We start from the raw sequence: 23,980 nt of genomic DNA on the forward strand, positions 1-23,980 counted from the left end.
GCGTTACTCCTGTCTGCGAGCCCCGCCCTATAGCCGCTGAGCCCCATGAGGGAACCGCCAAACGATGCGGATCGTAACTTGTCCGGCAGCGACTTGCCTGGGTGGTGCGCGACCGGCCGAGGCGTTATGCTCGGGCCATGAACGTGGAACGCGGATCATTCGACGGTGAGGAGACGTCCGAGCAGGCGGCGGAGCTGGATGCGCGCATCGCCGCACTGGCCGAGGCGGCCATGCGCGACCCCGCCTATCGGGCCATTTTCGGTCCGGAAAATGATGATGCGCGGCTGGCCCAGGCGCGCGCTGATATCGCGGCCGGACGCGTAGTGCCTCATGAAAAGGTCGCCGAATGGCTGAAGACGTGGGGCAAGCCCGACGCAGGGCCACCACCACGCGAATGGTTCGAGTAGTCTGGACAAAGCTCGCGATCGACCGGCTGGAGTCCATCCGAAGCTATATATCGATCTCCAACCCTTACGCCGCTGATCGGCTGGCCGGACGAATCTTCGCCGCCGGGCAAAGCCTGAGCGAGTTTCCCCGACGCGGCCGCCCCGCACGTGACGATTGTCGCGAACTGGTGGTGCATCGATCCTATGTGATTCTATACCAGATTTCCGCCGAAACCGTTTCCATCCTCGACGTGCGCCACGCCGCCCAACTGCAAGACGAACCCGGACAGCCATGACCACCGCCCCCACGCCGATGATGGCGCAATATCTCGCGCTGAAGGCAAGCGTGCCCGATTGCCTGCTCTTCTACCGGATGGGCGATTTCTTCGAACTGTTCTTCGACGATGCCGCCAAGGCGGCCGCCGATCTGGATATCGCGCTCACCTCACGCGGCGAGCATCTCGGCGCGCCGATCCCAATGTGCGGCGTGCCCGCGCACAGCCACGAAGGCTATCTCGCACGCCTGATCAAGGCCGGCCACCGCGTCGCCATCGCCGAGCAGACCGAATCCCCCGAGGAGGCCAAAAGACGCGGCGGCAAGACGCTCGTCACGCGCGCGATCGTCCGCATCGTCAGCCCCGGCACGCTGACCGAGGAAACCCTGCTCGACGCGCGGGCGGCCAACTGGCTGGCGGCGGTGGGCGAAGCGGCGGGCGGCCTCGGCATCGCCGCCTGCGACATCTCCACCGGCCGGTTCGAGATCGGCCCCGCCGCGCGCGACGCGCTGGAGGCGGAGATCGCCCGCCTCTCCCCCGCCGAACTGATCGCTCCGCCCGCGCTGGCCGCCACGCTTCCCGACGGCCTCGCCGTCGACAAGGGCTTCGACAGCGCCAACGGGGAACGCCGCCTGAAAGCGCTGTTCGGCGTGGCCACGCTGGACGGCTGGGGCGCCTTCACCCGCGCCGAGCTGGCGGCGGCGGGCGCGCTGCTCGACTATCTCGACCGGGCGGGACAGGGCCACCTCCCCTTCCTCCAGCCGCCCGTCCGCCGTGCCGCCGCCGATCACATGATGATCGACGCGGCCTCGCGCGAAAGCCTGGAAATCACCGCCACGGCCTCGGGCCAGCGCAAGGGCAGCCTGCTCGACGCGATCGACCGCACCGTCACCGGCGGCGGCGCCCGCGCGCTGGCGGCCGACCTGTCCGCCCCGCTCGGCGATCGCCCGATGATCGAGGCGCGGCTGGACCTCGTCGCCTTATTCCATGACGACACCGATCTGCGCGCGCGCCTGCGCAGCGCTCTCCGCGCCCAGCCCGATGTCGCCCGCGCCCTCGGTCGCCTCGCCTCGGGCCGGGGTGGCCCGCGCGATCTCGGTCAGCTCCGCGACGGTCTGGATCAGGCGCAGCGGCTGCAGGCGATGCTGCGCGGCGTCGATCCCGCCCCGCCCCTGCTCGCGCATCTGCTCCCGGCCCTCGGCGGCCACGGCGCCCTCGTCGACGAACTCGCCCGCGCGCTCGTCCCCGCCCCGCCGATCGAATCCGCGCAGGGCGGCTATATCGCACAGGGCTATGATGCCGCGCTCGACGCGCTGCGCGCCACCGGCGGCGAGGGCCGCCGCGCCATCGCCCAGCTGGAAGCGCGCTTCCGCGAGAAGACCGGCGTCTCCCAGCTCAAGATCAGGCACAACAATGTGCTGGGCTATCATATCGAGGTGCCGGCCAAGTCCGCCGATCCGCTGATGAAGGCGGAGAGCGGCTTCACGCACCGCCAGACCCTGGCGGGCGTCGTCCGCTTCAACGCGCCCGAACTGCATGAGGAGGCCAGCCGCGTCGGGCAGGCCGGCGCCCACGCGCTCGCCGCCGAGGCCGCGCATCTGGAGGCGCTGACCGAACAGGCGCTTGCCCGCCGCCACGACATCGCCGCCACCGCCGATGCGCTCGCCCGGCTGGACGTGTCGGCAGGCCAAGCCGAGCGCGCGGCCGAGGGCGGCTGGTGCCGCCCCGCCATCGCCGAACATCCCTGCCTCGAGATCGAGGGCGGGCGCCACCCCGTCGTCGAGAGCGCCGTCGCCGCCACCGGGGGGCGCTTCGTCGCGAACGATTGCCGCCTCTCGCCCGACGATCGCCTGTGGCTCGTCACGGGCCCCAACATGGGCGGTAAATCCACCTTCCTGCGCCAGAATGCGGCGATGCTGATCCTGGCGCAGGCGGGCGGCTTCGTGCCCGCCACCAGCGCCACTTTGGGTCTCTGCGATCGCCTGTTCAGCCGCGTCGGCGCGTCGGACAATCTCGCGCGCGGCCGCTCCACCTTCATGGTCGAGATGGTCGAGACTGCCGCGATCCTCGCGCAGGCGACCGAACGCAGTTTCGTGATCCTCGACGAGGTCGGGCGCGGCACCTCCACCTATGACGGCCTCGCCATCGCCTGGGCGGTGGTGGAGGCGGTGCACGACATCAATCGCTGCCGCTGCCTGTTCGCCACTCATTACCACGAGCTGACGCGGCTGGCCGACCGGCTCGACTCGCTCTCGCTCCACCATGTCCGCGCGCGCGAATGGAAGGGCGATCTCGTCCTGCTCCACGAGCTGGCGCAGGGGCCCGCCGACCGCAGCTACGGCCTCGCCGTCGCGCGGCTGGCCGGGCTTGCCCCCGCCGTGGTCGGGCGCGCCAAGGATGTGCTGAAGAAGCTGGAGGCCGGCCGCGTCGCCACGGGCGGCATCGCGGCGGGTCTGGACGACCTCCCCCTCTTCGCGGCTGCCGCAGTCGCCCCCGAGGAAGAGAAGCCAGACGCCCTGCGCGACGCCCTCGCCACGATCGATGCCGATGCGCTGAGCCCGCGCGAGGCGCTGGAGGCGCTCTATCGCCTCAAGGGGCTGGCGGCGGGAGAGTAAGCCGCCCTACCCGCCTCACGTCACCCCGGACTTGATCCGGGGTCCCGCTACCCATCCAGCGCCGAGAGGGAAGAAGACGCGGGATCCCGGATCAAGTCCGGGATGACGAGGAAGAATGAGCAATCTCTCCGCGCAATAGCACCGCCCCGCTCACCCCTCTTCCTTCTCCCCCAGCGCATCGCGCAGCGCGCTCACATCCGCGTTGAGCCGCATCAGCGTCTCCACCGGCAGGCCCGATCGCTCGGGCAGAGTCGCCAGCAGGCAGGCCGACTCCTGCTGCAGCGCCCGCCCCTGCTCGCGCAACGTCACGATCACCTGACGCTCGTCCTCGGGATTGCGCTCGCGCCCCACGAAGCCCGCCGTTTCCAGCCGCTTCACCAGCGGCGTGATCGTGCTCGATTCCAGCGCGAGCCGCTCCGCCAGCGCGCCCACCGTCTGCCCGTCCCGCTCCCACAACACGCGCATCACCAGATATTGCGGATAGGTGATGCCCAGCCGCTCCAGCACCGGCCGATAGGCGCGGTTGATCGCGATATTCGCGGAATAGATGGCGAAACACAGATGCGCGTCGAGCGGCAGAGTCTCGAGGGGCATAGGTGCGGACGGCGTCGTCACGATCGATCTCCAAAGGGGCAAACAGGCCCTTATCACGAAATTCGATATCGCGATAAACGAATCGCTTTACAAGGCCGTGGGACACGCCTACTTAATCGTTATCGCGATAATCAATATCGCGATCAATTATCGAAGGAACCCGCCATGAACGTTCTCTATCGCGCCGAAGCAACCGCCACCGGTGGCCGGACCGGCACCGCCAAGACCAGCGACGGCCGCCTCGCCGTCACGCTCGATACGCCGAAGGAACTGGGCGGCGCGGGCGGCGACGGCACCAATCCGGAGCAACTGTTCGCCTCGGGCTATTCGGCCTGCTTCCTCGGCGCGCTGAAATATGTCGCCGCGCAGAAGAAGGTGACGCTGTCGGAACAGACGACGGTCACCGCCACGGTCGGCATCGGCCCGCGTGACGACGGCAAGGGCTTCGGTCTCGAGATCGCGCTGTCGGTGAGCATCCCCGGCATCGAACGCGCCATCGCCGAGGACCTGGTCGCCGCGGCCGACGTGGTCTGCCCTTATTCGCACCTCGCCCATAACGGCGCCGCCGTCGCCCTCAGCGTCGCCTGAGCCCCCCTTTGCCCGAATGATGCCCGCCGGTGATCCCGGCGGGCGACAGGAGATTTGCCATGACCTCGTTCCGCACCCTGCTCGCCGCCGTTTCGCTGGCCGCCCTCTCCGGCACCGCCGTCGCCGCTCCCGCCACCGGCCCCGTCCGCAACGTCGTCCTCGTCCACGGCGCCTTCGCCGACGGATCGGGCTGGAAGCCGGTCGCCGATCTGCTGATCAAGGACGGCTACACCGTCAGCGTCGTGCAGGAGCCCGAAACCTCCCTCGCCGATGACGTCGCCGCCACCAACCGCGTCATTGATCGCCAGTCCGGCCCCGTTGTGCTGGTCGGTCACAGCTATGGCGGCACGGTCATCACCGAAGCGGGCAACAACGCCCGCGTCGCCAGCCTCGTCTATGTCGCGGCGCTGGCGCCGGACGAAGGCGAGAAATCGGGCGCGCTCCTCGCCTCCAAGCCCGGCGCGGCCACCAGCATCGGGCCCATCGCGGATGGCTATCTCCTGATCGATCCGGCGAAGTTCCCGGCCGATTTCGCGGCCGACGTGCCCGCCGCCGAGGCCCGGTTCATGGCCCTCTCGCAGGTGCCGATCAACGGCGTGATCTTTGGCACGGCGATCACCGCGCCGGCATGGAAGAGCAAGCCCAGCTACGGCATCGTCGCGACGCAGGACCGGATGATCAATCCGGATCTGGAACGCTCGATGTACAAGCGCGCCGGCGCGAAAGTGACGGAGATCAAGGGCAGCCACGCGGTGTTCGTGTCGCAGCCCCGCGCCGTGGCCGACGTGATCGAGCAGGCCGCGCGCGACGCCCAGTAAACCACCGCCCACGCGACCAGCCGACATTGCCATGTCGTCCCACACTCCGGTATGCCATCGCAGAAAGTGAGCATATGGAGAGGTTCGTGATGGCTCGGAAACTGGCGCTCGGCATGGCCGCCGCTTTGACGATCGGTGTCGCGATCGGCGCGACCGCCGCGTTCTCGGCGCCGCCGGCGCCCGTCAGCGTGATCGATCCCACCACCGGCCACCGCATCGTCAAGGTCGACGATCGCCCCGGCAATTACGCCCTCTATTTCAATTACAACGCCTTTACGCCCGATGGCGGGCGGATGGTCTATCTCACGCCCGAGGGCATCCGCACCGCCCATGTCGGCGACTGGACGACCAAGCTCGTGCTGAAGGAAAAGATCGATCGGCTGCTGTTCGTCGCGCACCGCAGCCCGACCGCTTATTACACGACCAAGCCCGCCGGTGCCACGGAAGCGGACGAGCCCTACACCGTCTGGGCGGTCAATCTCGACACGGGCAAGCGCCGCAAGATCGCGGACATGCCCAATGGCCGGATCGAATCGATCAACGCGGACGACACGTTGCTTTCAGGCAATCGCGAACTGTCGCCGCCACCGCCCGCCATCGCCGCGCAGGGCCGTCGCGATCCCAAGACCGGCTCGCCCAATTATGCCGGCACCGACGCAGCCGGCCGCCCCCTCTCCTTCGCCGACGCCAAGGAGAAGTGGATGGGCGAGCGGCTGCACGCCGCCGTGCCGATGGAGATCTTCACGATCGACACCGCCACCGGCGCGCGCAAGTCCGTCCACCAGGCGACCGACTGGCTGAACCACGTCCAGTTTTCGCCCACCGACCCCACCTTGCTGATGTTCTGCCACGAAGGCCCGTGGCACGAGGTGGACCGGATCTGGACGATCCGCACCGACGGCAGCGCGCTCACGAAGATCCACCAGCGCACGATGCAGGCCGAGATTGCCGGCCACGAATTCTGGTCCCCGGACGGCAGCACCATCTGGTATGATCTGCAGGCCCCCAAGGGCGCGATGCCGTGGCTCGCGAGCTACGACGTGAAGACGGGCGCGCGCCGCTGGTACAAGGTGGAGGCGAACCAGACCTCGGTCCACTTCAACATTGCGCCCGACGGCAAGATCTTCGGCGCGGACGGCAACGGCACCAACAAATATATGAGCCTGCTCGTCCCCAAGCCCGACGAACGGCCCGAGGCGAAGACCACATTGGATCGCGACAAGCTCATCGCCACCGGCACTCTGGTGACCGAGCATGTCGTGGACATGGCCAGGCAGGATTACACGCTGGAGCCCAATCTCCACTTCACGCCCGACGGCCAATGGCTCGTCTACCGCGCCAACGTGGACGGCAGCCCCGCCATCTACGCAGCAGAGATCGCCAGGGCGAAGTGAGGCTGGGATGACGCCCCCTTCCTCCCCCTCCCTTCCAGGGAGAGGGGAAGATGGTCAGCATCCCCGAACGGGCGTCGCTCCGCCCGCTCTCAGGCCTCCCCCTCCACCAGACTGCCGGGCGCGATGCCGGCCAGATAGGTCCCGACCTTCGTCTGCGGATCCGCGTCGTCGGTAGCATCGGCATGGCCATAGCGCGCCTTGTCCTCGGCGTTGGCGGCGCCGGTGCTCGTCTCGCTCGTCCCGTCCGTATAGGTCACCACGGTCGTCTTGATCGCGCCGGCCACCGTCACGATGCGCGAAAGCTCGGTCTTGGCGGCGCTCCTGCCGCCGCCACCTCCGCCACCGCCATGCGCCCCGCCCGCAGCCTGTGCCGCCCCGGCATCGCCCGTCGCCGCCCCGCTATCGCCTGAGGCCGCGACCGACGCATCCCCCATCCGGTCCAGCGCCTTGCCGATCGTCGCGGCGTCCGCCTCGCTCAGCTTGCCCGATGCGACATCGGCCGCGATCTTCTGGTCGAGCGCCGCGCGCACAGATGCGGGCCTGGCCGTACCCCCGGCGCCCGTCGCCTTGAGCGCCGAGTCCAGATCGTCCTGGACGAGCTTGGCCTTCGCGGTCGAGACGCCGCTCGAAACCAATCTGGTCTGCAGCGCGCTCGTCGAACTGGCGGCGGTGATCATGCTGTCCTCCGGGAACCCGTATGACCGAACGTCGCCCGCCCCCGAAACTTTAGAGAATCCGCCCTTCCCAGCCGCAATTTGCGACCGGCCGAGCCGCCGCGCTCTTCCTCACTCGGGCTTGGGCATCGCCGCATCGTCCAGTTCCGCCGCGCGCTTATGCGCCGGGCGCGCCTTCAGTCCGTCCCAATAGGCGACGAAGGCCGGGCGCGGCGGGATCCGGCCGAACTGCATCCCCCAGCCGATCTGCGAGCCGACATAGACATCCGCCGCGCTGAACGCGCCGCCCGCGACAAAGGCCTTGCCCGTCACCGCCTGCTCCAGCGCCGCCAGCGCATCGTCCATGCAGCCATAGCCGACCATGCGCTTCTTCTCGTCGCTGATCTCGATCCCCAGCGCGCCGTTCGTCACCGCCGCCTCCACCGGACCGGCCGCGAAGAACAGCCAGCGATAATAATCGGCGCGGTCGGGCGATCCCGGCGGCGGCGCCAGCCCCGCCTCGGGAAAGGCATCGGCCAGATAGGCGCAGATCGCCGCGCATTCGGTGACGACCACGTCGCCATGCCGGATCGCGGGCACCTTCCCCATCGGGTTGATCGCGCGATAGGCGTCGCCCTTCATCGTGCCGCCATAGCCCATGATCTCGACATCATAGGGCTGGCCCACCTCCTCCATCATCCAGCGCGCGATCCGGCCGCGCGACATGGGGTTCGTGTAGAGCGTCAGTTGAGCGGCCATGGCATCCCCTTCCCTCGATTCGGGCAGGGGGAGTATTTGTTCTTATTTCGTTCCTTGCAAGTCCTTCGTGCTCCCCGTCACCCCGAACCTCCGTCCGGGGTGACGAAGCGACCTCAGAACCGTGCCTTCACGGTCGCGCCATAGGTGCGCGGATCGGCGGGCTGGCCGACGACGAGGCCGGTATTGCCGGACTGGGTGGCCAGCACCTCGTAATAATTCTTGTCGAACACGTTCCGCACCCAGCCATACAGCTCCCACGTCCGGTTCACGCGGATGCCGGTGCGGATGTTGGCGAGGTAATAACCGGCGATATCGGTGTAGGCCGAGCGCGACGGATTGGACGAGAATTTGGAGCGATAGCTGCCGTCATAGCCGAAGAAGATCTCGCTATCGCCGAACAGCTTGGCGGGGATGCGATATTCGCCGCCATGGCTGCCCGCCCAGCGCGAGACGCCCGGCAGCCACTGGCCGGAAATGTCGCAGGCCAGCGGGCTGCGGCCGCCCGGCGTGCCGGGGGCACTCGGCGTCTGCCCCGCCGTCACGGCCGTTCCGCCGGCCAGTTCGGGCGGGCACGGCGCATCGACGAACTTCACGTACTTGGCGTCGGTGAACGCGCCCGAGGCGTAGAGGCTGAGCTGGCTGGTCGGGCGGAAGCTGGCGTCCAGCTCCACGCCACGCGTCCGCACCTTGCCCGCATTGGCGAGATAGCCGCGGATCACGCCCAGCTGCCCGTTCGTCACCGTCGCCTGATAATTCTTCACGTCGGTCCAGAAGCCGGCGACGTTGAAGGTCACGCGCCGGTCGAGGAACTGGGTCTTCAGGCCCACCTCATAATGGTTGACGCTCTCGGGCTTCACGCTGCCCGAGGACAGGATCGGCTGGTTGTTGGCATCCAGCGGCAGGCCGGAGAGGTTGATGCCGCCCGACTTGAAGCTCTTCGCATAGGTCGCATAGGCCAGCACGTCGCGCGCCACGTCGAACGAGGCGGTGAAGTCGCCCGAGACGTTCCAGTCGCTGAACTTGGGATTGTAGCTCTGCGGCGGCAGCGTCGCGCACTGGTCGGCCAGCGCCGAGCCGGAGGTGAGCGGCGGCGCGCAGTTGATCGTCACGCCCTGCCCGTTGATCACGGTCGCGACATAGCTGCCCGTCTTCTTGTCGTAATTCACGCGCAGGCCCGGCTGCAGGCGCAGTCGATCCGTCACGTGCCACGTCACCTGCCCGAAGGCGGCGAGGCTGGTATTCTTGAAGTGGATGTCGTTGAGCGAGGTCAGCCCGTTCAGCACCGCCGGATTGCTGGCATTGGCACTGGTGGGGTTGAGCAGCCAGCGGCTGGCGGCCGGCCCCTGCACCTGCGATCCGGTCGTGTCGATCTTCTGGTAGAAGCCGTAAAGGCCGCCGACATAATCGATCGGCCCGCTGGTGCCCGCATAGCGGAACTCCTGCGTATACTGATTCTGGTGGGACGGATTCTGCGACACGGTCGTGATCGGCAGGCCGGTGAAGTCGCGATCGTTGGACGGCTTCCAGTCCCAGAAACGCCACGCCGAAACCGACGTGAGCGTGCCCGGCCCCACATCCCATTCGGCCTTCAGCGACACGCCGCCGATGGTCTGCTTGGCCCGCAATGTCGCATCCAGATCGGTCACGCGATCGAACGCGTCGGTGGAGGGCGGCGCATAGTTGAACGCCGCAGCGAGGCCCGCAAACTGGCGATTGAGCGGCCGCTGCGTGGCGCCTGTCCGCACATAGATCTGCACGCAGCAATCCGGGTTCTGGCGATTATAGTCGCCCGACAGGGTCAGCTTGAAATCGCTGGTCGGCTTGAACAGCAATGTGCCGCGCACGCCCAGATTGTCCTGGCTGTTCACGTCGGCATTGGTGGTGATGTTGTGGATCGTGCCGTCGCGCTTCGTGACCGATGCACCGATGCGGACCGCCACCGTATCGGACAGCGGCCCGGAAACGGACGCCTTGCCCTGAACAAAGCCGAGATTGCCGGCCGAGACCTCCACCTGCCCCTCGGGCGTGAAGCTCGGTTCCTTCAGCGTGATGCTGATCGCGCCCGCCGTGGTGTTCTTGCCGTAGAGCGTGCCCTGCGGCCCGCGCAGCACCTCGACCCGATCGATATCGAGGAAGTCGAACGTCGCCGATCCCGGCCGCGCATAATAGACCTGATCGATATAGAAGCCGACGCCCGGCTCGATCCCGTCATTGATCAGGCCGAAGGGCTGGCCCAGACCACGGATGTTCACCGTCGTGTTGCGCGGATTGGTCGAATAGAATTGCAGGCTCGGCTGAATCTGCGTGAGCTTCAGCACATTGAAGCTGCCGGTCGCGTCGATCGCGCGCGCATCCAGCACGGAAATGGCAAGCGGCACCTTCTGCACCGTCTCGCTGCGGCGGCGCGCGGTGACGAGAATGTCGCCGGAAGGCGCGCCCGCGGGCACGGTGCGCTCGCGCGGCCGCTCGGCCGGTGTGGCGACGGGGGCAGGCGTGGATGCGGCGCTCGCCGCCGGAGCCGTGTCCGCTCCAGCCGGAGCCGCCGTCTGCGCTGACGCCGCGCCCTGCACGGCCATGGCCGCAATCAGCGATACTCCCGCCAAACTTCCGATACGGATCGCCCGCGACGCCATCTCATTCCCCTTGAATCGTTGTGGGAACGTTACCTACTTATCTGATAGGATTAGGCGAGTTAGCAAAACTTCGTACGCCGGAAGGCGAACTGCGGGTGCGGCATACGGTTCCCCGGATCGATCGGAGGGGGAGCCCGGTCAGTCCGTCACGATATGGGTGCGAAACCAGTCGGCCAGTTCGTCTTCGGCAAGCTCGCCCGCCGCGAGGGCGAGAACGGTTTTGATCGCATCTGCCGCGTCGAAAACCAATCGATGACCGTTGAGCACAAGAAACAGACGCGGGAGCACCCAGGCCGTTCGCTTATTTCCATCCACGAAGGGATGGAAATAAGCGACACCATAGGCATATGCCGCCGCAAGAACGGCGGGATCATCCTCGCCATAGGCCCAGCGATTTACCGCTCGCGCCAATGCGGACTCCAGCCCGCCCGGATCGCGCACGCCTGATCCCCCGCCATGTTCGGCGAGTTGACGATCATGAATGGCGAGAGCGTCGGTGGCGTCGAGCCAAATCGGCTCGATCCGATCCGACATGGCTATTGCGCCAGAACGCGCAGGATATCGCGATCCTCGCGCATGATCGCTTCGGCGGCCGCCATCTTCGTTTCGAAGTCGGGATTGGAGGCAGTCAGGCGTACGCCATCCGGCGATTCCGTCGCATACAGATTGTCGCCGGTCCCGACACGCAGGCGCGCAAGCAATTCCTTTGGCAGGATCACGCCGGTCGAGTTGCCGATCTTCACGAGCTTCAGGGGCATGTTCATACGAACGTTATAACAGATTGCTCATCACTCAATAATCGATGCCCCCAAACGCGAAAGGGGCGCCGGCTTCCGCCAGCGCCCCTCCCTCTCTGAACCCAAAAGAGCCGCTTACGCCTGCTCTTCCGGCGCCTTCTTGGTCTTGCCGCCCTTCTTGGGCTTCTTCGGTGCGGCCGCCACGATCTCGAACGCCATGGCGCCCTCCTTCATGTGGACCTTCACCTCGCCGCCGTGGAGCAACTTGCCGAACAGCAGTTCCTCGGCCAGCGGCTGCTTGATCTTCTCCTGGATCAGGCGGCCCATCGGCCGCGCGCCATAGAGCTTGTCATAGCCGCGCTCCGTGAGCCACGCCTTCGCATCGTCGTCCAGGCTGATATGCACGTCGCGATCCGCCAGCTGCAGCTCCAGCTGCAGGATGAACTTCTCGACGACGCGGCCGATCACCGGCGTCGGCAGATAATCGAATGGCACGATCGCATCGAGGCGGTTGCGGAATTCGGGGGTGAAGAGCTTCTTCACCGCCTCCTCCTGCACGTCCTCGCGGCTGCTGGCGCCGAAGCCGATCGACTCCTTGGCCATGTCGCTGGCGCCCGCATTGGTCGTCATGATCAGGATGACGTTGCGGAAATCCACCGTCTTGCCGTGGTGATCGGTCAGCTTCCCGTTGTCCATCACCTGCAGCAGGATGTTGAACAGATCCGGATGCGCCTTCTCGATCTCGTCGAGCAGCAGCACGCTGTGGGGCTGCTGGTCGACCGCATCGGTCAGCAGGCCGCCCTGATCGTAGCCGACATAGCCCGGAGGCGCACCGATCAGCCGGCTGACCGAGTGGCGCTCCATATATTCGGACATGTCGAACCGCTGCAGCGGAATGCCCATGATCGAGGCGAGCTGGCGCGCCACCTCCGTCTTGCCGACGCCCGTGGGGCCGGAGAACAGATAATTGCCGATCGGCTTGTCCGGATCGCGCAGACCCGCGCGGCTGAGCTTGATCGCGGACGACAGCACCTCGATCGCCTTGTCCTGCCCGAACACGACTCGCTTGAGATCGGTGTCGAGGCTGGCCAGCGCCTTGGTGTCGTCGGTCGAAACCGATTTCGGCGGGATGCGCGCCATCGTCGCGATCACCTGCTCGATCTCCTTGGCGGTGATCACCTTCTTCCGCTTGGAGGGCACGACCAGCATCTGCATCGCGCCGACTTCGTCGATCACGTCGATCGCCTTGTCCGGCAGCTTGCGATCATTGATGTAGCGCGCCGACAGCTCGACCGCCGATTTGATCGCCTCGGGCGTGTAGCGCACCGAATGATGCTGCTCGAACGCCGAGCGCAGCCCGGTGATGATCTTGATCGTGTCCTCGATCGTCGGCTCGTTCACGTCGATCTTCTGGAAGCGCCGGAGCAGGGCCCGGTCCTTCTCGAAATGATTGCGGAACTCCTTGTAGGTGGTCGATCCGATGCAGCGGATCGTGCCGCCCGACAGAGCCGGCTTCAGCAGGTTCGATGCATCCATCGCGCCGCCCGAGGTGGCGCCCGCGCCGATCACGGTGTGGATCTCGTCGATGAACAGCACGGCGTGCGGCATCTTCTCGAGTTCGGAGACGACCTGCTTCAGGCGCTCCTCGAAATCGCCGCGATAGCGGGTGCCGGCCAGCAGCGCGCCCATGTCGAGCGAGTAGATCACCGCTTCCTTCAGCACTTCGGGCACCTGGCCCTCGATGATCTTGCGCGCGAGGCCCTCGGCGATGGCGGTCTTGCCCACGCCGGGATCGCCCACATAGAGCGGGTTGTTCTTCGAGCGGCGGCAGAGGATCTGCACCGTGCGATCGACCTCGGCGGCGCGACCGATCAGCGGATCGACGCGGCCTTCCTTGGCCTTCTCGTTCAGGTTCACGCAGAATTGCTTGAGCGCGCTCTCGCCTTTCTGCTTGCCCTCGGATTTCTGCGCTTTCTCTTCCTCCGAGCCCTTCACCTCGCGGTTCTCCGTCGGTTGCCCGGCCTTGCCGACGCCGTGGCTGAGATAGCTGACCGCGTCGAGGCGGCTCATATCCTGCTGCTGCAGGAAATAGACGGCATAGCTCTCCCGCTCCGAGAAGAGCGCGACGAGCACGTTGGCGCCCGTCACCTCCTCGCGGCCCGAGGACTGGACGTGAAGGATCGCGCGCTGGACGACGCGCTGGAAGCCGCTGGTGGGCGACGGATCGGCATTGCCCGATGTCTTCAGGGCATCGAGCTCGGTATCCAGATAGGTGGTCACCGCGGTCTTCAGATCGCCGAGATCGACACCGCAGGCGCTCATCACCTTGGCGGCATGTTCGTCGCCGATCAGCGCGAGCAGGAGATGCTCCAGCGTCGCATATTCGTGGTGGCGGGAGGATGCGGCCGTGAGCGCATTATGCAGCGTCTGCTCAAGCTCGCGGGCAAAGGATGGCATAGTCAGCTTACTCCTGGCAGCGGCCGAAGAACGGCCCTGCGACCATCCTCATGTCGTGATGCCGATCCCGCCGATCAAGCCGGGCGCCCATCAAGGCGTTCCTTTCGAAGGCGGGATCCACCTTCATCTCTTGAATAGGCTCTCGGCGCTTGCACGATGGTTAACGGCGGATTTTATTTTTGCGCGGGTGCGCACGATCTCGGCCTCCAGCGTGGCGATCCGGGCGTTCAGCTCATCCACCGAGAGGCTGTCGAGATCCTGCGTGGCAAGGGCCGATGCGGGATCGGCGGATTTGCGCGGCAGGATGTCATCGATATCCATGAGCGGTAACGTTGACCCTCTCCGAAGCCCTGTCAATAAAGCGCGCGACCAATTGCCGGTTCCCGGAGAAGAGATGACCTCCCTGCCCCTGACGATGATGGCGCTCGATCCGGCGACGGCGGGCGAACCCGAGATATTGGTGCCGGTCGAGCGTCCCGTTCCGACTCCCGGACCCGGCGAATGGCTGGTCCGAGTCGCGGCGGCCGGCGTGAACCGGCCGGAGATCATGCAGCGCCAGGGCAAGTATCCGCCGCCGCCCGGCGCGCCCTCGATCCTCGGCCTCGAACTGGCGGGCGAGGTCGTCGCGGCGGGCGACGAGTCGGGCGCCGCGATGATCGGCACGAACGTCTGCGCTCTGGTCGCGGGCGGCGCGCAGGCCGAATATGCGATCGTGAACGCCGGTCATTGCCTGCCCGTGCCGCCGTCGCTCAGCCTGATCGAGGCGGCGGCGTTGCCCGAAACGCTCTTCACCGTCTGGCACAATGTGTTCCAGCGCGGCGGCGCGCAGGCGGGTGAGACGTTGCTCGTCCATGGTGGCACCAGCGGCATCGGCACGATGGCGGTCCTGCTCGGCAATCTGTTCGGGCTGGAGGTGATCGTCACCGCCGGCAGCGCCGCGAAGTGCGAGGCGGCCAAGGCGCTCGGTGCCGCCCACGCGATCGACTACAAGACGCAGGACTTCGTCGAGGCGGTGAAGGACATCACCGGCGGCAGGGGCGTGAACCTCGTGCTGGACATGGTCGGCGGCGACTATCTCCCCCGCAACATGAAATGCCTCGCGCCCGACGGTCGCCATGTCTCGATCGCGACGCAGGGCGGCCCCAAGGCGACCCTCTCGATCATCGATCTGATGGTCCGCCGCCTGACGCTGACCGGCTCCACCCTCCGCCCCCGCGACGCCGCCTTCAAGGCCGCGCTCTGCGCCGACATCCGCGCCAAAGCCTGGCCGTTCGTGGAGCAAGGCAAGCTGCGCCCCGTGATCGACCGCACCTTCCCGCTCGCCCGCGCCGCCGAGGCGCACGCGCATGTCGAGGCGGGCGATCATGTCGGCAAGGTCGTGCTGACGATCGGCTGAGCGCCGTTCTTCCTCTTCTTTCCGTTCGTGCTGAGCCTGTCGAAGCACCGTCCTTCTTCCTCTTCCTCGCGATGAAGGGGAGAAGAACGGCACCCTTCGACTGCCTGCCAAGGCAGGCGCTCAGGACAGGCTTCGACAGGCTCAGTGCGAACGGGAAAGCGGACGGCGGATTCTCGCAGACGCCTCCCAGGCGCACAGCACCCCCACCGCCTCCCCTTCCCTTTCCCCGCCACGCGCGCTTTAACCTCGCGGCATGACCAAGCCGCTCCCGCTCTCCGCCCTCGCCGTCGCCCTGCTCGCCACCACGGTCGCGTCCGCCCAGACGCCGCCTGTGAAACCGCAGGCCACGAACGACATCCCGGCCCACTATGACGCCCCCAATGAGGGCTATGATTATGTGAAGCGCGTGGTGGAAATCCCGATGCGCGACGGGGTAAAGCTCCACACCGTGATCGTCGTGCCGAAGGGCGCGAAGGGCGCGCCGATCCTGCTCACCCGCACGCCTTATTATGCCGACAAGCGCGCCGCGCGATCGGAGTCCGGATCGATGCTCGCGATCCTGCCGCAGGGCGACGACGTGTTCGTGGGCGCGGGCTACATCCGCGTGTTTCAGGACATTCGCGGCAAATATGGCTCCGAAGGCCCCTATGAGATGACGCGCCCCGTGCGCGGCCCGCTCAACCCCACCGACACCGATCATGTCACCGATGCCTATGACACGATCGACTGGCTGGTGAAGAACATCCCCGAGACGAACGGCAAGGTCGGCATGATCGGCTCCTCCTATGAGGGCTTCACGGTCGTCATGGCGTTGCTCGATCCGCATCCCGCGCTGAAGGTGGCGGCGCCCGAAAGCCCGATGGTCGATGGCTGGATGGGCGACGATTTCTTCCATTACGGCGCCTATCGTCAGGCGGGCGATTCCTACTTCGTCGGGCAGGAATCGGGTCGCAAGGGCGGCGAGAGCCTGATCACCTCCAACGCCGACGATTATGACGCCTATCTGCGCGCGGGCTCGGCCGGCGATTTCGCCAAGGCGCACAAGCTGGAGCAGTTCGGCATGTGGCGCCGGATGGTCGATCACACCGCCTACGACGCCTATTGGCAGGGTCAGGCGCTCGACAAATTGGTCGCGGCCCATCCCTCCAACGTCCCCACCATGTGGCTGCAGGGCCTGTGGGACCAGGAGGACATGTACGGCGCGATCCACAGCTGGGAGGGGCTGAAGGCGGCCGGGCATGAGGCGAACAATTATCTGGTGATGGGCCCGTGGCGGCACAGCCAGGTCAATTATGACGGCTATAATCTCGGCCCGCTCAAGTGGGACGGCGACACCGCGCTCCAGTTCCGCCGCGACGTGCTGCTCCCCTTCTTCAACCAATATTTGAAGGATGGCGCGCCCAGGGCCGATACGCCCAAGGTGTTCATCTACAACACCGGCGAGAACCATTGGGACAAGCTGCCAAGCTGGCCGCTCGCCTGCCAGACCGGCTGCGCCGCGCCGCTGAAGCCGCTCTATCTGGCCGAGGGCAAGGGCCTGTCCTTCACCGCGCCCGCCTCGAAGGGCAACGATTCCTATGTCTCCGATCCGGCCAAGCCGATCCCGTTCGTCCCGCGCCCGGTCAACATGCACAATGCCGATCAGTGGAAGCCCTGGCTCGTCAGCGACCAGCGCAATGTCGGCACCCGGCCGGACGTGCTGACCTACCAGACCGAGGCGCTGACGAAGCCGGTTCGCATCTCGGGCGCGGCCATCGCCGATCTGTTCGCCGCCACCACCGGCACCGATGCCGATTGGGTGGTGAAGCTGATCGACGTCTATCCGGACGAGATGCCGAACCAGCCTGAAATGGGCGGCTATCAGCTGTCGGTCGCGCTCGACATCTTCCGCAGCCGCTATCGCGACAGCTTCGAGAAGCCCAAGGCGATCCCGGCCGGCAAGGTGCAGGAATACAAGTTCCGCCTGCCGACGACGAACCACGTCTTCCAGCCCGGCCACCGCATCATGGTCCAGATCCAGTCGAGCCTGTTCCCGCTCTACGACCGCAATCCGCAGACCTACGTGCCCAACATCTTCTTCGCCAAGCCCACGGACTACAAGGCGCAGACGATGACGATCAGCCACGCCCCCGGCGCGGCCAGCGCCGTATGGCTGCCGCTGGTGGACGCGAAATAGCGTTCAGCGAAGAGACGGAGGCGCTCACTCTCCCCTCCCTGCAAGGGAGGGGCCGGGGGTGGGTGGAAACTCGCGCAACGCCGGCCGGATCGCACCTCTTTCTTCCCTCCCTTCTGATCTACGGAATGGAAGGCGCGTGACCGCAATTGGTGGATAGCGGACATCCACATCGAGGTTCTGCTGGTCTACGAAGAATGCCTGCGGCATCAAGATGCGATGAGCGAAAGGCTGATCCCGCTTACCTGCATCATCGTTGCCGCGATTGTTGTCGGCATTCCGGCTGATGCTCAGCCTCTGACCGGTGCAAATGCGCAAGTGATGATCACCGGACCCGAGACCATCGATCCTCCGGCAAATCAAAAGAACGATAGAGCTGCCGTTTTTCTCAGCGGCGAGGCCGCCCGAAAAATCTACGAAGCTATGCCCGGTGCGACCAAGCGCGGAGATGCGTGCGAGGAGGGGCTACGGCTACGGCAAAGCGGTGGTCTCGTGTGCACCAAACATCAGGCGGGCCAGTACGCTTGCAGCGTAGCCATCATTTTACAGACAGGTGAAACTCGATCTGTCGGAGCATGCTGAACGGTACGACGCTGCGTTCCGATGTCCGCTATTGGGGCGAAAGCCGACGCTCCCGTCATTCCAGCGCAGGCTGGGATCGATGCCTCTCTCTTTCCAGCGCGCCGAAGGCCAGAATAGTGAGGGGTGCCAGCCTGCGCTGACATGACGGGAGAAGATGCACTCGTCAGTGCAGTGCGACACCGTCAGCTTATCCCGAAAGGGCGCCCAGCCTCAGCCGGACGCCCACCCCACTCCTCAGAACTTGTACTTCACCGTCGCCTGGAAGCTGCGCGGCACTTCCGGCTTCACGTTCTGCGAACCGTACAGCTCGACGAAGTTGGCGCGGAAGTAACGCTCGTTCAGCGCGTTCTTCATGTTGACCTGGAACAGCCAGTGATTGACCTCGTAGGAAACACCCACATCGACCAGAGTGTAGGACGGCAGCCGCAGCGTATGCGGATAATCGGCCCACACCTTGGGAACGTGGCTCGCGCTGGCGGTGAGCGAGATGCCGTTGTCGAACGAATAGCTCGCCGTACCCGAATAGAGATTGCGCGGGATGCCTGGACGCTCCGCCATGCTCTTGTCGGTCAGCGCGACGAGGCCGTTCGGCGCCGCGCCGAGGATGAGCGCCGGATTGACCCCGATCGCCTGGAACGCGCCCGCGCCATAATAATAGAAGAAGGCGCCGCCACCGTTCAGGAAGGCCAGGTTGACCACCTTCGTATGCGTATAGGCGCCCGTCACGAACAGATGCCTGTCCACCGCCCAGCGCACCTCGCCCTCGATGCCGGTAGTGCGGATCGCCTGGTTCACCGTCAGCGACTGGACGGTGTAATCGGTGCGGGTCTGCTTGTAGACCGAGATCGCCGCATAGAGCCTGTTGTCGAGCCAGCTGCCCTTGACGCCGCCTTCATAGAGTTTCGAGGACGTGACCCACGTATCGGCATAGACGTTGTTCGGATCGACCTCCGCACCCTGCCCGGTGATGATCACCGATTGCTTGGAGATCGTGCCGTAGGGCTTCAGCCCGAACGGCAGCTTGTAATTGGCGCTGGCCGACCATGACCAGACGCCCTTCTTGTCCTGCACCGTCCGGTAGCCGCGCTGGAGATCCGCCGCCGTCGTCAGCGCGGTCTGCGGCATGTTCACGGAGAAAGCGGTGGCATCCATCCGCGACAGCACCGCCGTCGAGGTGACGGCCATCCGGTCATACCGGCCGCCCAGCACCACATCGAGGCCGAAATCGAAATCGAGATCGGCCAGCGTGCTGAACGACGTATCCCAATAATGTCCCTTGAAGTCGCTCGAATAGCCGGACCCGCTCTGCGTGGAGAGCAGGCGCGTCGAATTGGGCGTGTAACCCTGCGTCAGATCGACGCGACCGAAATATTCGTATCCGAAATCATCGGCGTGATTGAAGCGGGTGTAGCGCACCGAGGGCGACGCCTGGATCGAGAATTTGCCGAGGTCGGTCGTGAATTTCTTCGACAGAGTCGTCTTGTTCTCGAAGACCCAGGAGCGCGCGAACTGCGAGAAGCCGTAGGCATTCTCGTTATTGTTCTTCGTGCCGTCGTAGAAGCTCTGATTCTTGATCTCCAGATCGTTGCCGCCATCCCAGATGATGTCCGCATAAGCGGTGGTGGCGATGTTATCGAGGAAATCGTTCGGCCCGGTCAGCGTCTGGCGGCGGCTGAGCTTCGCCGTGCCGGGATTGATCAGACCAGAGTCCGGATAAACGCTCGAAAGGCAGGCATTGGTGATGCTGCTGATGAACGGATTGGCGAAGGGCGGCGTCGTGCAGAAGGCCGAGCCGAATGTCCCCAGCCCCAGCCCCCGGTTCGCCGCCTGCGCCTCGGCCTGCGAGATCTTGCCGTCGCCATTCGTATCCAGCGGCCGCGCGGTGCCGGTGATGTAGGTGCCGTTGTCGATCAGCTGCTGGGTAACGCGGTTCCATCCGCCATTCTGCGTACCGCGATAATTGTCATACATGCCGCCGAACTCGACCCGCAGCGAACTGGTGATGTCCGTGTCGAACGAGGCCTGCAACAGGGTCTGGTGCGTATAGATATTGTCGTAATAGCTGTCGGAATCGGTGACCTCGCCATAGAGGCTGTAGCCGAACTCGTGGCCCGCGATCTTGCCGGGGCCGACGATGTTTCCGGACAGGACATTCCCGTTCCAGCTGCTGCGCGTGTAGCTCAGTTCGGCCTTCGGCTCGGCGAGATAGCTGCCGTTGCCGGCACGCGCCGATTTGGGGACGAAGTTGATGTAGCCGCCGGTCTTGGCCGGCCCCATCAGGGGTGAGGCCGGGCCGCGCACGATGTCGATCCGGTCGGCGGCGCCGATCGGCGTCGGGTAATTGCCCGGATTGTCGAGGCGACGAATGCCGCGGAAATAGACTTCGCCCGGCGTGCCGCGAATATCGAGCGAGCCGCCGACGCCGAAGAAGCTGTTGGTGAACGTGCCCGGCGCCTGCGCCACGAGATCATAGATGCTCGTCACGCCGAAGCGCTCGATCTGCTCCTTGGACACGGTCGAGGCCGAGCGCGGCGTATCCACCAGAGTCTTGTCGAAGCCGAAGACCGTGCCGACGTCCTTCACGGGCAACGCGTTGAGCGAGCCCGAGACGACGATGTCCTCGCCGGACTTCGCGGTGGTTTCGGAATCCTGGGCCCACGCGGCGGAACAGAGCGAAGTACAGGCGAGGAAGCCGGCAACCAGCCCAAGTCGCGAAGCACCGCGCCCAACGCGCTGCACTGCGGCGACGCCATCGATCTCATCGAGACACACGTTTCCCATTGGTATCGCCCCCATTTTTTACGGCCGACACGCGCAAATCCCCCGCGCGTCCTCGCACGATGCTTGGGCAGGGGCCGATCTTCGGCTCTCCTGCTTTTGCCGCATCGCAGTAACGTAATGCTGCAGTCGCGAAACTGTAAAGAGAAACTTGCGGGCACATTTGAGAGGCGGGACATGATGTGTCGCCGCTCTTGCCAAGAGCATGAAATATCGATGATCGGCCCGCAAAAGCGTTGCCCGAAAGCTACAATCGCCGGGACAAAAAGACGTCTCGAGCGCCTGTTTAGCCGCCCCGTGCTCCTGCGAACGCAGGAGCCCAGGGCTTCAAACGAACCACTTGCAGCCCCGGACTCCGGCTTTCGCCGGAGTACGGCACTGATCGCCTTACACCCGCCGCGCGATCGCCTCGCCCTGCCGGATCGGCCGCCCCTCGCCCACGCCCTCGGCCAGCGCGAAGCCTTCGGGCAGGAACATCACGATCGTCGATCCATGTTCGAACCAGCCCATTTCCTCGCCCTTGGCCATGTCCGCCGCCAGCGGCACGGTTCGGTCGCCGCCCTCGCGGAGCAGCCGATCGGTATTGAGGAAGGTCAGGCGGATGCCCGCCACCAGGATCGCCGCCACCGCCACCAGCAGCACCGGCGCGCCGCCCTCGCGCAGGCGACAGCTGACCACCGCGCGCTCGTTGCGGCAGAATAGCCGCTCCACCCGCTTCAGCGCGATCGGATTGACGTTCCAGCAGTCGCCCGAAAGGTAGCGCACGCGCTCCACCGTCAGATCATCGGGCGCGTGGAAATGGTGATACATCGCCGCCGTCAGCCGCAGCGTCACATAGGTGCCGCCCAGAAAGGGTTTGGCGTCCGCCGCATCGCCCAGCAATTCGGCCAGCGAATAGGGCATGCCCTTGATCTGGTGGATCTCGTCCGATGCGATCGTGCCGTTCGCGCCGACGATCGCGTCGCAAGGGCTGGCCACCACGTCCGCGCGCGGATCGACCGGCCGTGCCCCCGGCTTCAGCGCCCGCGTGAAGCAGTCATGCATGCTGCGGAAGCGCGTCGCCGCCGCATCCGACAGATCGAGATCCGAGAAGATCCGCCACGCGCGGATCGAGGCCTTGGCGACGAGCGGCTGCTCGATCTTGCTGAACCAGCCGACCGCATTGGTCGCGAAGCGGCGCGGCAGCCGGTTGGTCAGAAGGAAGTTCACGTCTTCCTGCAGGAGCACGCGCATCAGGGCGCCGCGGACTGTCATCGTTTCGTCTGCCTTGTTGTCATAATTGCGTGTCTCGTCCTGCGTAGGGCAAAGCCATGATACCGACATTCGCACTCGTCGCCGGCGCCGCCGTCACCGCACTCGGCGCCGACAAGGCCCGCCGCCGCCTGATCCTCTCCAAGGCCAAGCATCCCTCGCTGGCAGGCCATGTGCGCTGGGGCAAGCGCATCGCGGGCCAGATCCCCGCCACGCGCTACGACGAGGCGCAGGCCTTCCATGTCGACGATGCCCCGGCCGATATCGTCGCGGCGCGGCGCGCGGGCTTCGATCGGCTCGCGGCCTTGTTCGCGGAGCGCTTCGCCAAGACCCGCGCGCTCACCGCCGAGGCGAGGAGCGGCTTGTCCGATCTGCAATTCACCGGCAGCTACCGCGTGCCCTTCCAGTTCGCGCAGATGATTTCCACCGCGCTGTCGGCCGGCACGTTCTACGAACGCTCCGAAGGCCCGATCCTCACCGATCTGGATGGCAATCGCCTGTGGGATCTCACCGGCTCCTATGGCGTCAACGTTCTCGGCAACGACACCTACAAGACGCTGATGCGCGAGGCGATCGATCAGGCCGAGCCGCTCGGCGGCGTGCTGGCGGGCCTGCACCCCCTCGTCGCGGACAATGTCGCGCGACTGAAGGCGCTGTCCGGCATGGACGAGGTCTCGTTCCACATGTCCGGCACCGAGGCGGTGATGCAGGCGGTGCGGCTGGCGCGCTACCATACGCGCCGCAGCCACCTCGTCCGCTTCGTCGGCGCCTATCATGGCTGGTGGGGCGACGTGCAGCCGGGCATCGGCAATCCGGTGCCGGCCGACGGCACCTATACGCTGGCCGACATGTCCGAAAAGTCGCTGCGCGTGCTGCGGACCAAGAAGAATATCGCCTGCGTTCTGGTGAACCCGCTGCAGGCGCTGCATCCGAACAAGGGCGCGCCCTCCGACGGATCGCTGGTGGCGGGGCGACAGGTGCCCGCCGTCGATCGCGCGGCTTATGCGGCATGGCTGAAGCGGCTGGCCGAGACGTGCCGCGAAAACGACATCGTCCTGATCCTGGACGATGTGTTCACCGGCTTCCGCCTCGCCCCCCACGGCGCCGCCGAATATTTCGACGTGCAGCCCGATCTCGTCACCTACGGCAAGACGCTGGGCGGCGGTTTCCCGGTCGGCGTGCTGTGCGGCAAGGCGGCTTTGATGCGCCGCTTCCGCGACGATCGCCCGGTCGATATCTGCTTCGCGCGCGGCACCTTCAACGCGCACCCCTATGTGATGGCGGCGATGAACGGCTTCCTGCGCCTGCAGGATCAGCCCGCCACGCGCGCGCTTTACGACGGGCTCGACGAGCGCTGGAACGGCCGCGCCGCCGCGTTCAACGCGAAGCTGGAGGCGGCCGGGCTGCCGGTGCGCGTCGCCAACCTTTCCAGCATCTGGACGGTGCTGCACACGGCCCCGTCGCGCTACAACTGGATACTGCAATATTATCTCCGCGCCGAAGGGCTCGCGCTCAGCTGGGTCGGTACCGGGCGCCTGATCTTCAGCCTGGATTATGATGATGCCGCCTTCGCCGAAGTGGCCGACCGCTTCGTGGCGGCGGCCGAGAAGATGAAGGCGGACGGCTGGTTCTGGCATCCCGACGGCGCCACCAACAAGACGATCGGTCGCACCCTGCTGCGCGAGGCGATCGCCAAGCGGCTGGGGCGCAACTGACACGTCCCACATTCCGTTCGTGCTGAGCCTGTCGAAGCACCGTCCCTTTCTCTGCCTCACGCGGGATAAGAAGGACGGCATTTCGACGGGCTCAATGCGAACGGAATAGATACGAGAGAAGGGAGCGGTTGCTCCCGATCCGCCAACCGGATCGCAAGCCTCCACCCCCTCCGTCA

Annotated in this window: 20 protein-coding genes; 10 read left to right on the forward strand and 10 right to left on the reverse strand. The window is 65.9% G+C overall.

Annotation, left to right across the window (positions count from 1 at the left end; translation table 11 throughout):
• Window positions 1-137 precede the first annotated feature (137 nt).
• Genes HL653_RS21680 through mutS form a run of 3 tightly spaced genes read left to right on the forward strand, consistent with a single transcriptional unit; the run spans window position 138 to window position 3,276 of the window.
• Window positions 138-407, forward strand: coding sequence for a hypothetical protein (locus tag HL653_RS21680; protein ID WP_253717256.1), 270 nt, complete (start codon window positions 138-140; stop codon window positions 405-407).
• Window positions 347-682 (forward strand): type II toxin-antitoxin system RelE/ParE family toxin, encoded by a 336-nt coding sequence (locus HL653_RS21685; protein ID WP_171746334.1) that lies wholly within the window; start codon window positions 347-349, stop codon window positions 680-682. Before HL653_RS21680 ends, HL653_RS21685 begins: the two co-directional genes overlap by 61 nt.
• A complete protein-coding gene (gene mutS, locus HL653_RS21690) occupies window positions 679-3,276 on the forward strand; it encodes a DNA mismatch repair protein MutS (RefSeq protein WP_253717259.1) in 2,598 nt (865 codons plus the stop codon). Before HL653_RS21685 ends, mutS begins: the two co-directional genes overlap by 4 nt.
• A gap of 150 nt (window positions 3,277-3,426) precedes the next feature.
• Here mutS and HL653_RS21695 read toward each other — a convergent pair whose 3' ends face one another.
• On the reverse strand, window positions 3,427-3,870 hold the full coding sequence (locus HL653_RS21695) for a MarR family winged helix-turn-helix transcriptional regulator (protein WP_171747194.1): 444 nt from the start codon (window positions 3,868-3,870) through the stop codon (window positions 3,427-3,429).
• A gap of 165 nt (window positions 3,871-4,035) precedes the next feature.
• On the opposite strand from HL653_RS21695, the gene HL653_RS21700 reads away from it, so the two are divergent.
• The 3 genes from HL653_RS21700 to HL653_RS21710 all read left to right on the forward strand — a co-directional run bounded on the left by HL653_RS21700 (window position 4,036) and on the right by HL653_RS21710 (window position 6,670).
• Window positions 4,036-4,458: an organic hydroperoxide resistance protein gene (locus tag HL653_RS21700; RefSeq protein WP_171746335.1), complete on the forward strand. Its 423-nt coding sequence runs from the start codon at window positions 4,036-4,038 to the stop codon at window positions 4,456-4,458.
• Window positions 4,459-4,517: 59 nt separating this feature from the next.
• On the forward strand, window positions 4,518-5,276 hold the full coding sequence (locus HL653_RS21705) for an alpha/beta fold hydrolase (protein WP_171746336.1): 759 nt from the start codon (window positions 4,518-4,520) through the stop codon (window positions 5,274-5,276).
• A gap of 89 nt (window positions 5,277-5,365) precedes the next feature.
• On the forward strand, window positions 5,366-6,670 hold the full coding sequence (locus HL653_RS21710) for an oligogalacturonate lyase family protein (RefSeq protein ID WP_216599915.1): 1,305 nt from the start codon (window positions 5,366-5,368) through the stop codon (window positions 6,668-6,670).
• An 89-nt stretch (window positions 6,671-6,759) separates the two neighbouring features.
• Here the strand turns inward: HL653_RS21710 and HL653_RS21715 are convergent, their stop codons facing one another.
• The 7 genes from HL653_RS21715 to HL653_RS21745 all read right to left on the reverse strand — a co-directional run bounded on the left by HL653_RS21715 (window position 6,760) and on the right by HL653_RS21745 (window position 14,230).
• Window positions 6,760-7,347, reverse strand: coding sequence for a hypothetical protein (locus HL653_RS21715; RefSeq protein WP_171746338.1), 588 nt, complete (start codon window positions 7,345-7,347; stop codon window positions 6,760-6,762).
• Window positions 7,348-7,455: 108 nt separating this feature from the next.
• On the reverse strand, window positions 7,456-8,082 hold the full coding sequence (locus HL653_RS21720) for a glutathione S-transferase family protein (RefSeq protein ID WP_171746339.1): 627 nt from the start codon (window positions 8,080-8,082) through the stop codon (window positions 7,456-7,458).
• 113 nt (window positions 8,083-8,195) lie between these two features.
• The gene (locus HL653_RS21725) at window positions 8,196-10,715 is read right to left on the reverse strand and encodes a TonB-dependent receptor (protein WP_253717261.1); all 2,520 of its coding nucleotides are present in this window, start codon (window positions 10,713-10,715) and stop codon (window positions 8,196-8,198) included.
• A 138-nt stretch (window positions 10,716-10,853) separates the two neighbouring features.
• Window positions 10,854-11,249, reverse strand: coding sequence for a type II toxin-antitoxin system death-on-curing family toxin (locus HL653_RS21730; RefSeq protein ID WP_171746340.1), 396 nt, complete (start codon window positions 11,247-11,249; stop codon window positions 10,854-10,856).
• Between the two features lie 2 nt (window positions 11,250-11,251).
• On the reverse strand, window positions 11,252-11,479 hold the full coding sequence (locus HL653_RS21735) for an AbrB/MazE/SpoVT family DNA-binding domain-containing protein (protein ID WP_216599916.1): 228 nt from the start codon (window positions 11,477-11,479) through the stop codon (window positions 11,252-11,254).
• Window positions 11,480-11,587: 108 nt separating this feature from the next.
• A complete protein-coding gene (clpA, locus tag HL653_RS21740) occupies window positions 11,588-13,909 on the reverse strand; it encodes an ATP-dependent Clp protease ATP-binding subunit ClpA (protein WP_171746341.1) in 2,322 nt (773 codons plus the stop codon).
• A 123-nt stretch (window positions 13,910-14,032) separates the two neighbouring features.
• Window positions 14,033-14,230 carry a DUF1192 domain-containing protein gene (locus HL653_RS21745; protein ID WP_171746342.1) on the reverse strand — a complete coding sequence of 66 codons (198 nt, stop codon included), beginning with the start codon at window positions 14,228-14,230 and terminating at the stop codon, window positions 14,033-14,035.
• 73 nt (window positions 14,231-14,303) lie between these two features.
• Between HL653_RS21745 and HL653_RS21750 the strand changes: the two genes are divergently transcribed.
• The 3 genes from HL653_RS21750 (at window position 14,304) to HL653_RS21760 (ending at window position 18,060) form a co-directional block, all read left to right on the forward strand.
• Entirely contained in the window at window positions 14,304-15,305 is a 1,002-nt protein-coding gene (locus HL653_RS21750; RefSeq protein ID WP_171746343.1) for an NAD(P)H-quinone oxidoreductase, read from the forward strand.
• Between the two features lie 253 nt (window positions 15,306-15,558).
• On the forward strand, window positions 15,559-17,481 hold the full coding sequence (locus tag HL653_RS21755; RefSeq protein ID WP_171746344.1) for a CocE/NonD family hydrolase: 1,923 nt from the start codon (window positions 15,559-15,561) through the stop codon (window positions 17,479-17,481).
• 216 nt (window positions 17,482-17,697) lie between these two features.
• Entirely contained in the window at window positions 17,698-18,060 is a 363-nt protein-coding gene (locus tag HL653_RS21760) for a hypothetical protein (RefSeq protein WP_171746345.1), read from the forward strand.
• 234 nt (window positions 18,061-18,294) lie between these two features.
• Here HL653_RS21760 and HL653_RS21765 read toward each other — a convergent pair whose 3' ends face one another.
• Together HL653_RS21765 and asd are read right to left on the reverse strand one after the other, a co-directional pair.
• Entirely contained in the window at window positions 18,295-20,841 is a 2,547-nt protein-coding gene (locus HL653_RS21765; protein WP_171746346.1) for a TonB-dependent siderophore receptor, read from the reverse strand.
• Between the two features lie 384 nt (window positions 20,842-21,225).
• The gene (gene asd / locus HL653_RS21770; protein WP_171746347.1) at window positions 21,226-22,092 is read right to left on the reverse strand and encodes an archaetidylserine decarboxylase; all 867 of its coding nucleotides are present in this window, start codon (window positions 22,090-22,092) and stop codon (window positions 21,226-21,228) included.
• 56 nt (window positions 22,093-22,148) lie between these two features.
• Here asd and HL653_RS21775 point away from each other — a divergent pair, with 56 nt between their 5' ends.
• Window positions 22,149-23,804 carry an aminotransferase class III-fold pyridoxal phosphate-dependent enzyme gene (locus HL653_RS21775; protein ID WP_171746348.1) on the forward strand — a complete coding sequence of 552 codons (1,656 nt, stop codon included), beginning with the start codon at window positions 22,149-22,151 and terminating at the stop codon, window positions 23,802-23,804.
• Window positions 23,805-23,980: the final 176 nt, after the last annotated feature.

It is taken from the genome of Sphingomonas sp. AP4-R1 (assembly GCF_013113735.1).
In the GTDB taxonomy this organism is placed as follows: Bacteria; Pseudomonadota; Alphaproteobacteria; order Sphingomonadales; family Sphingomonadaceae; genus Sphingomonas_I.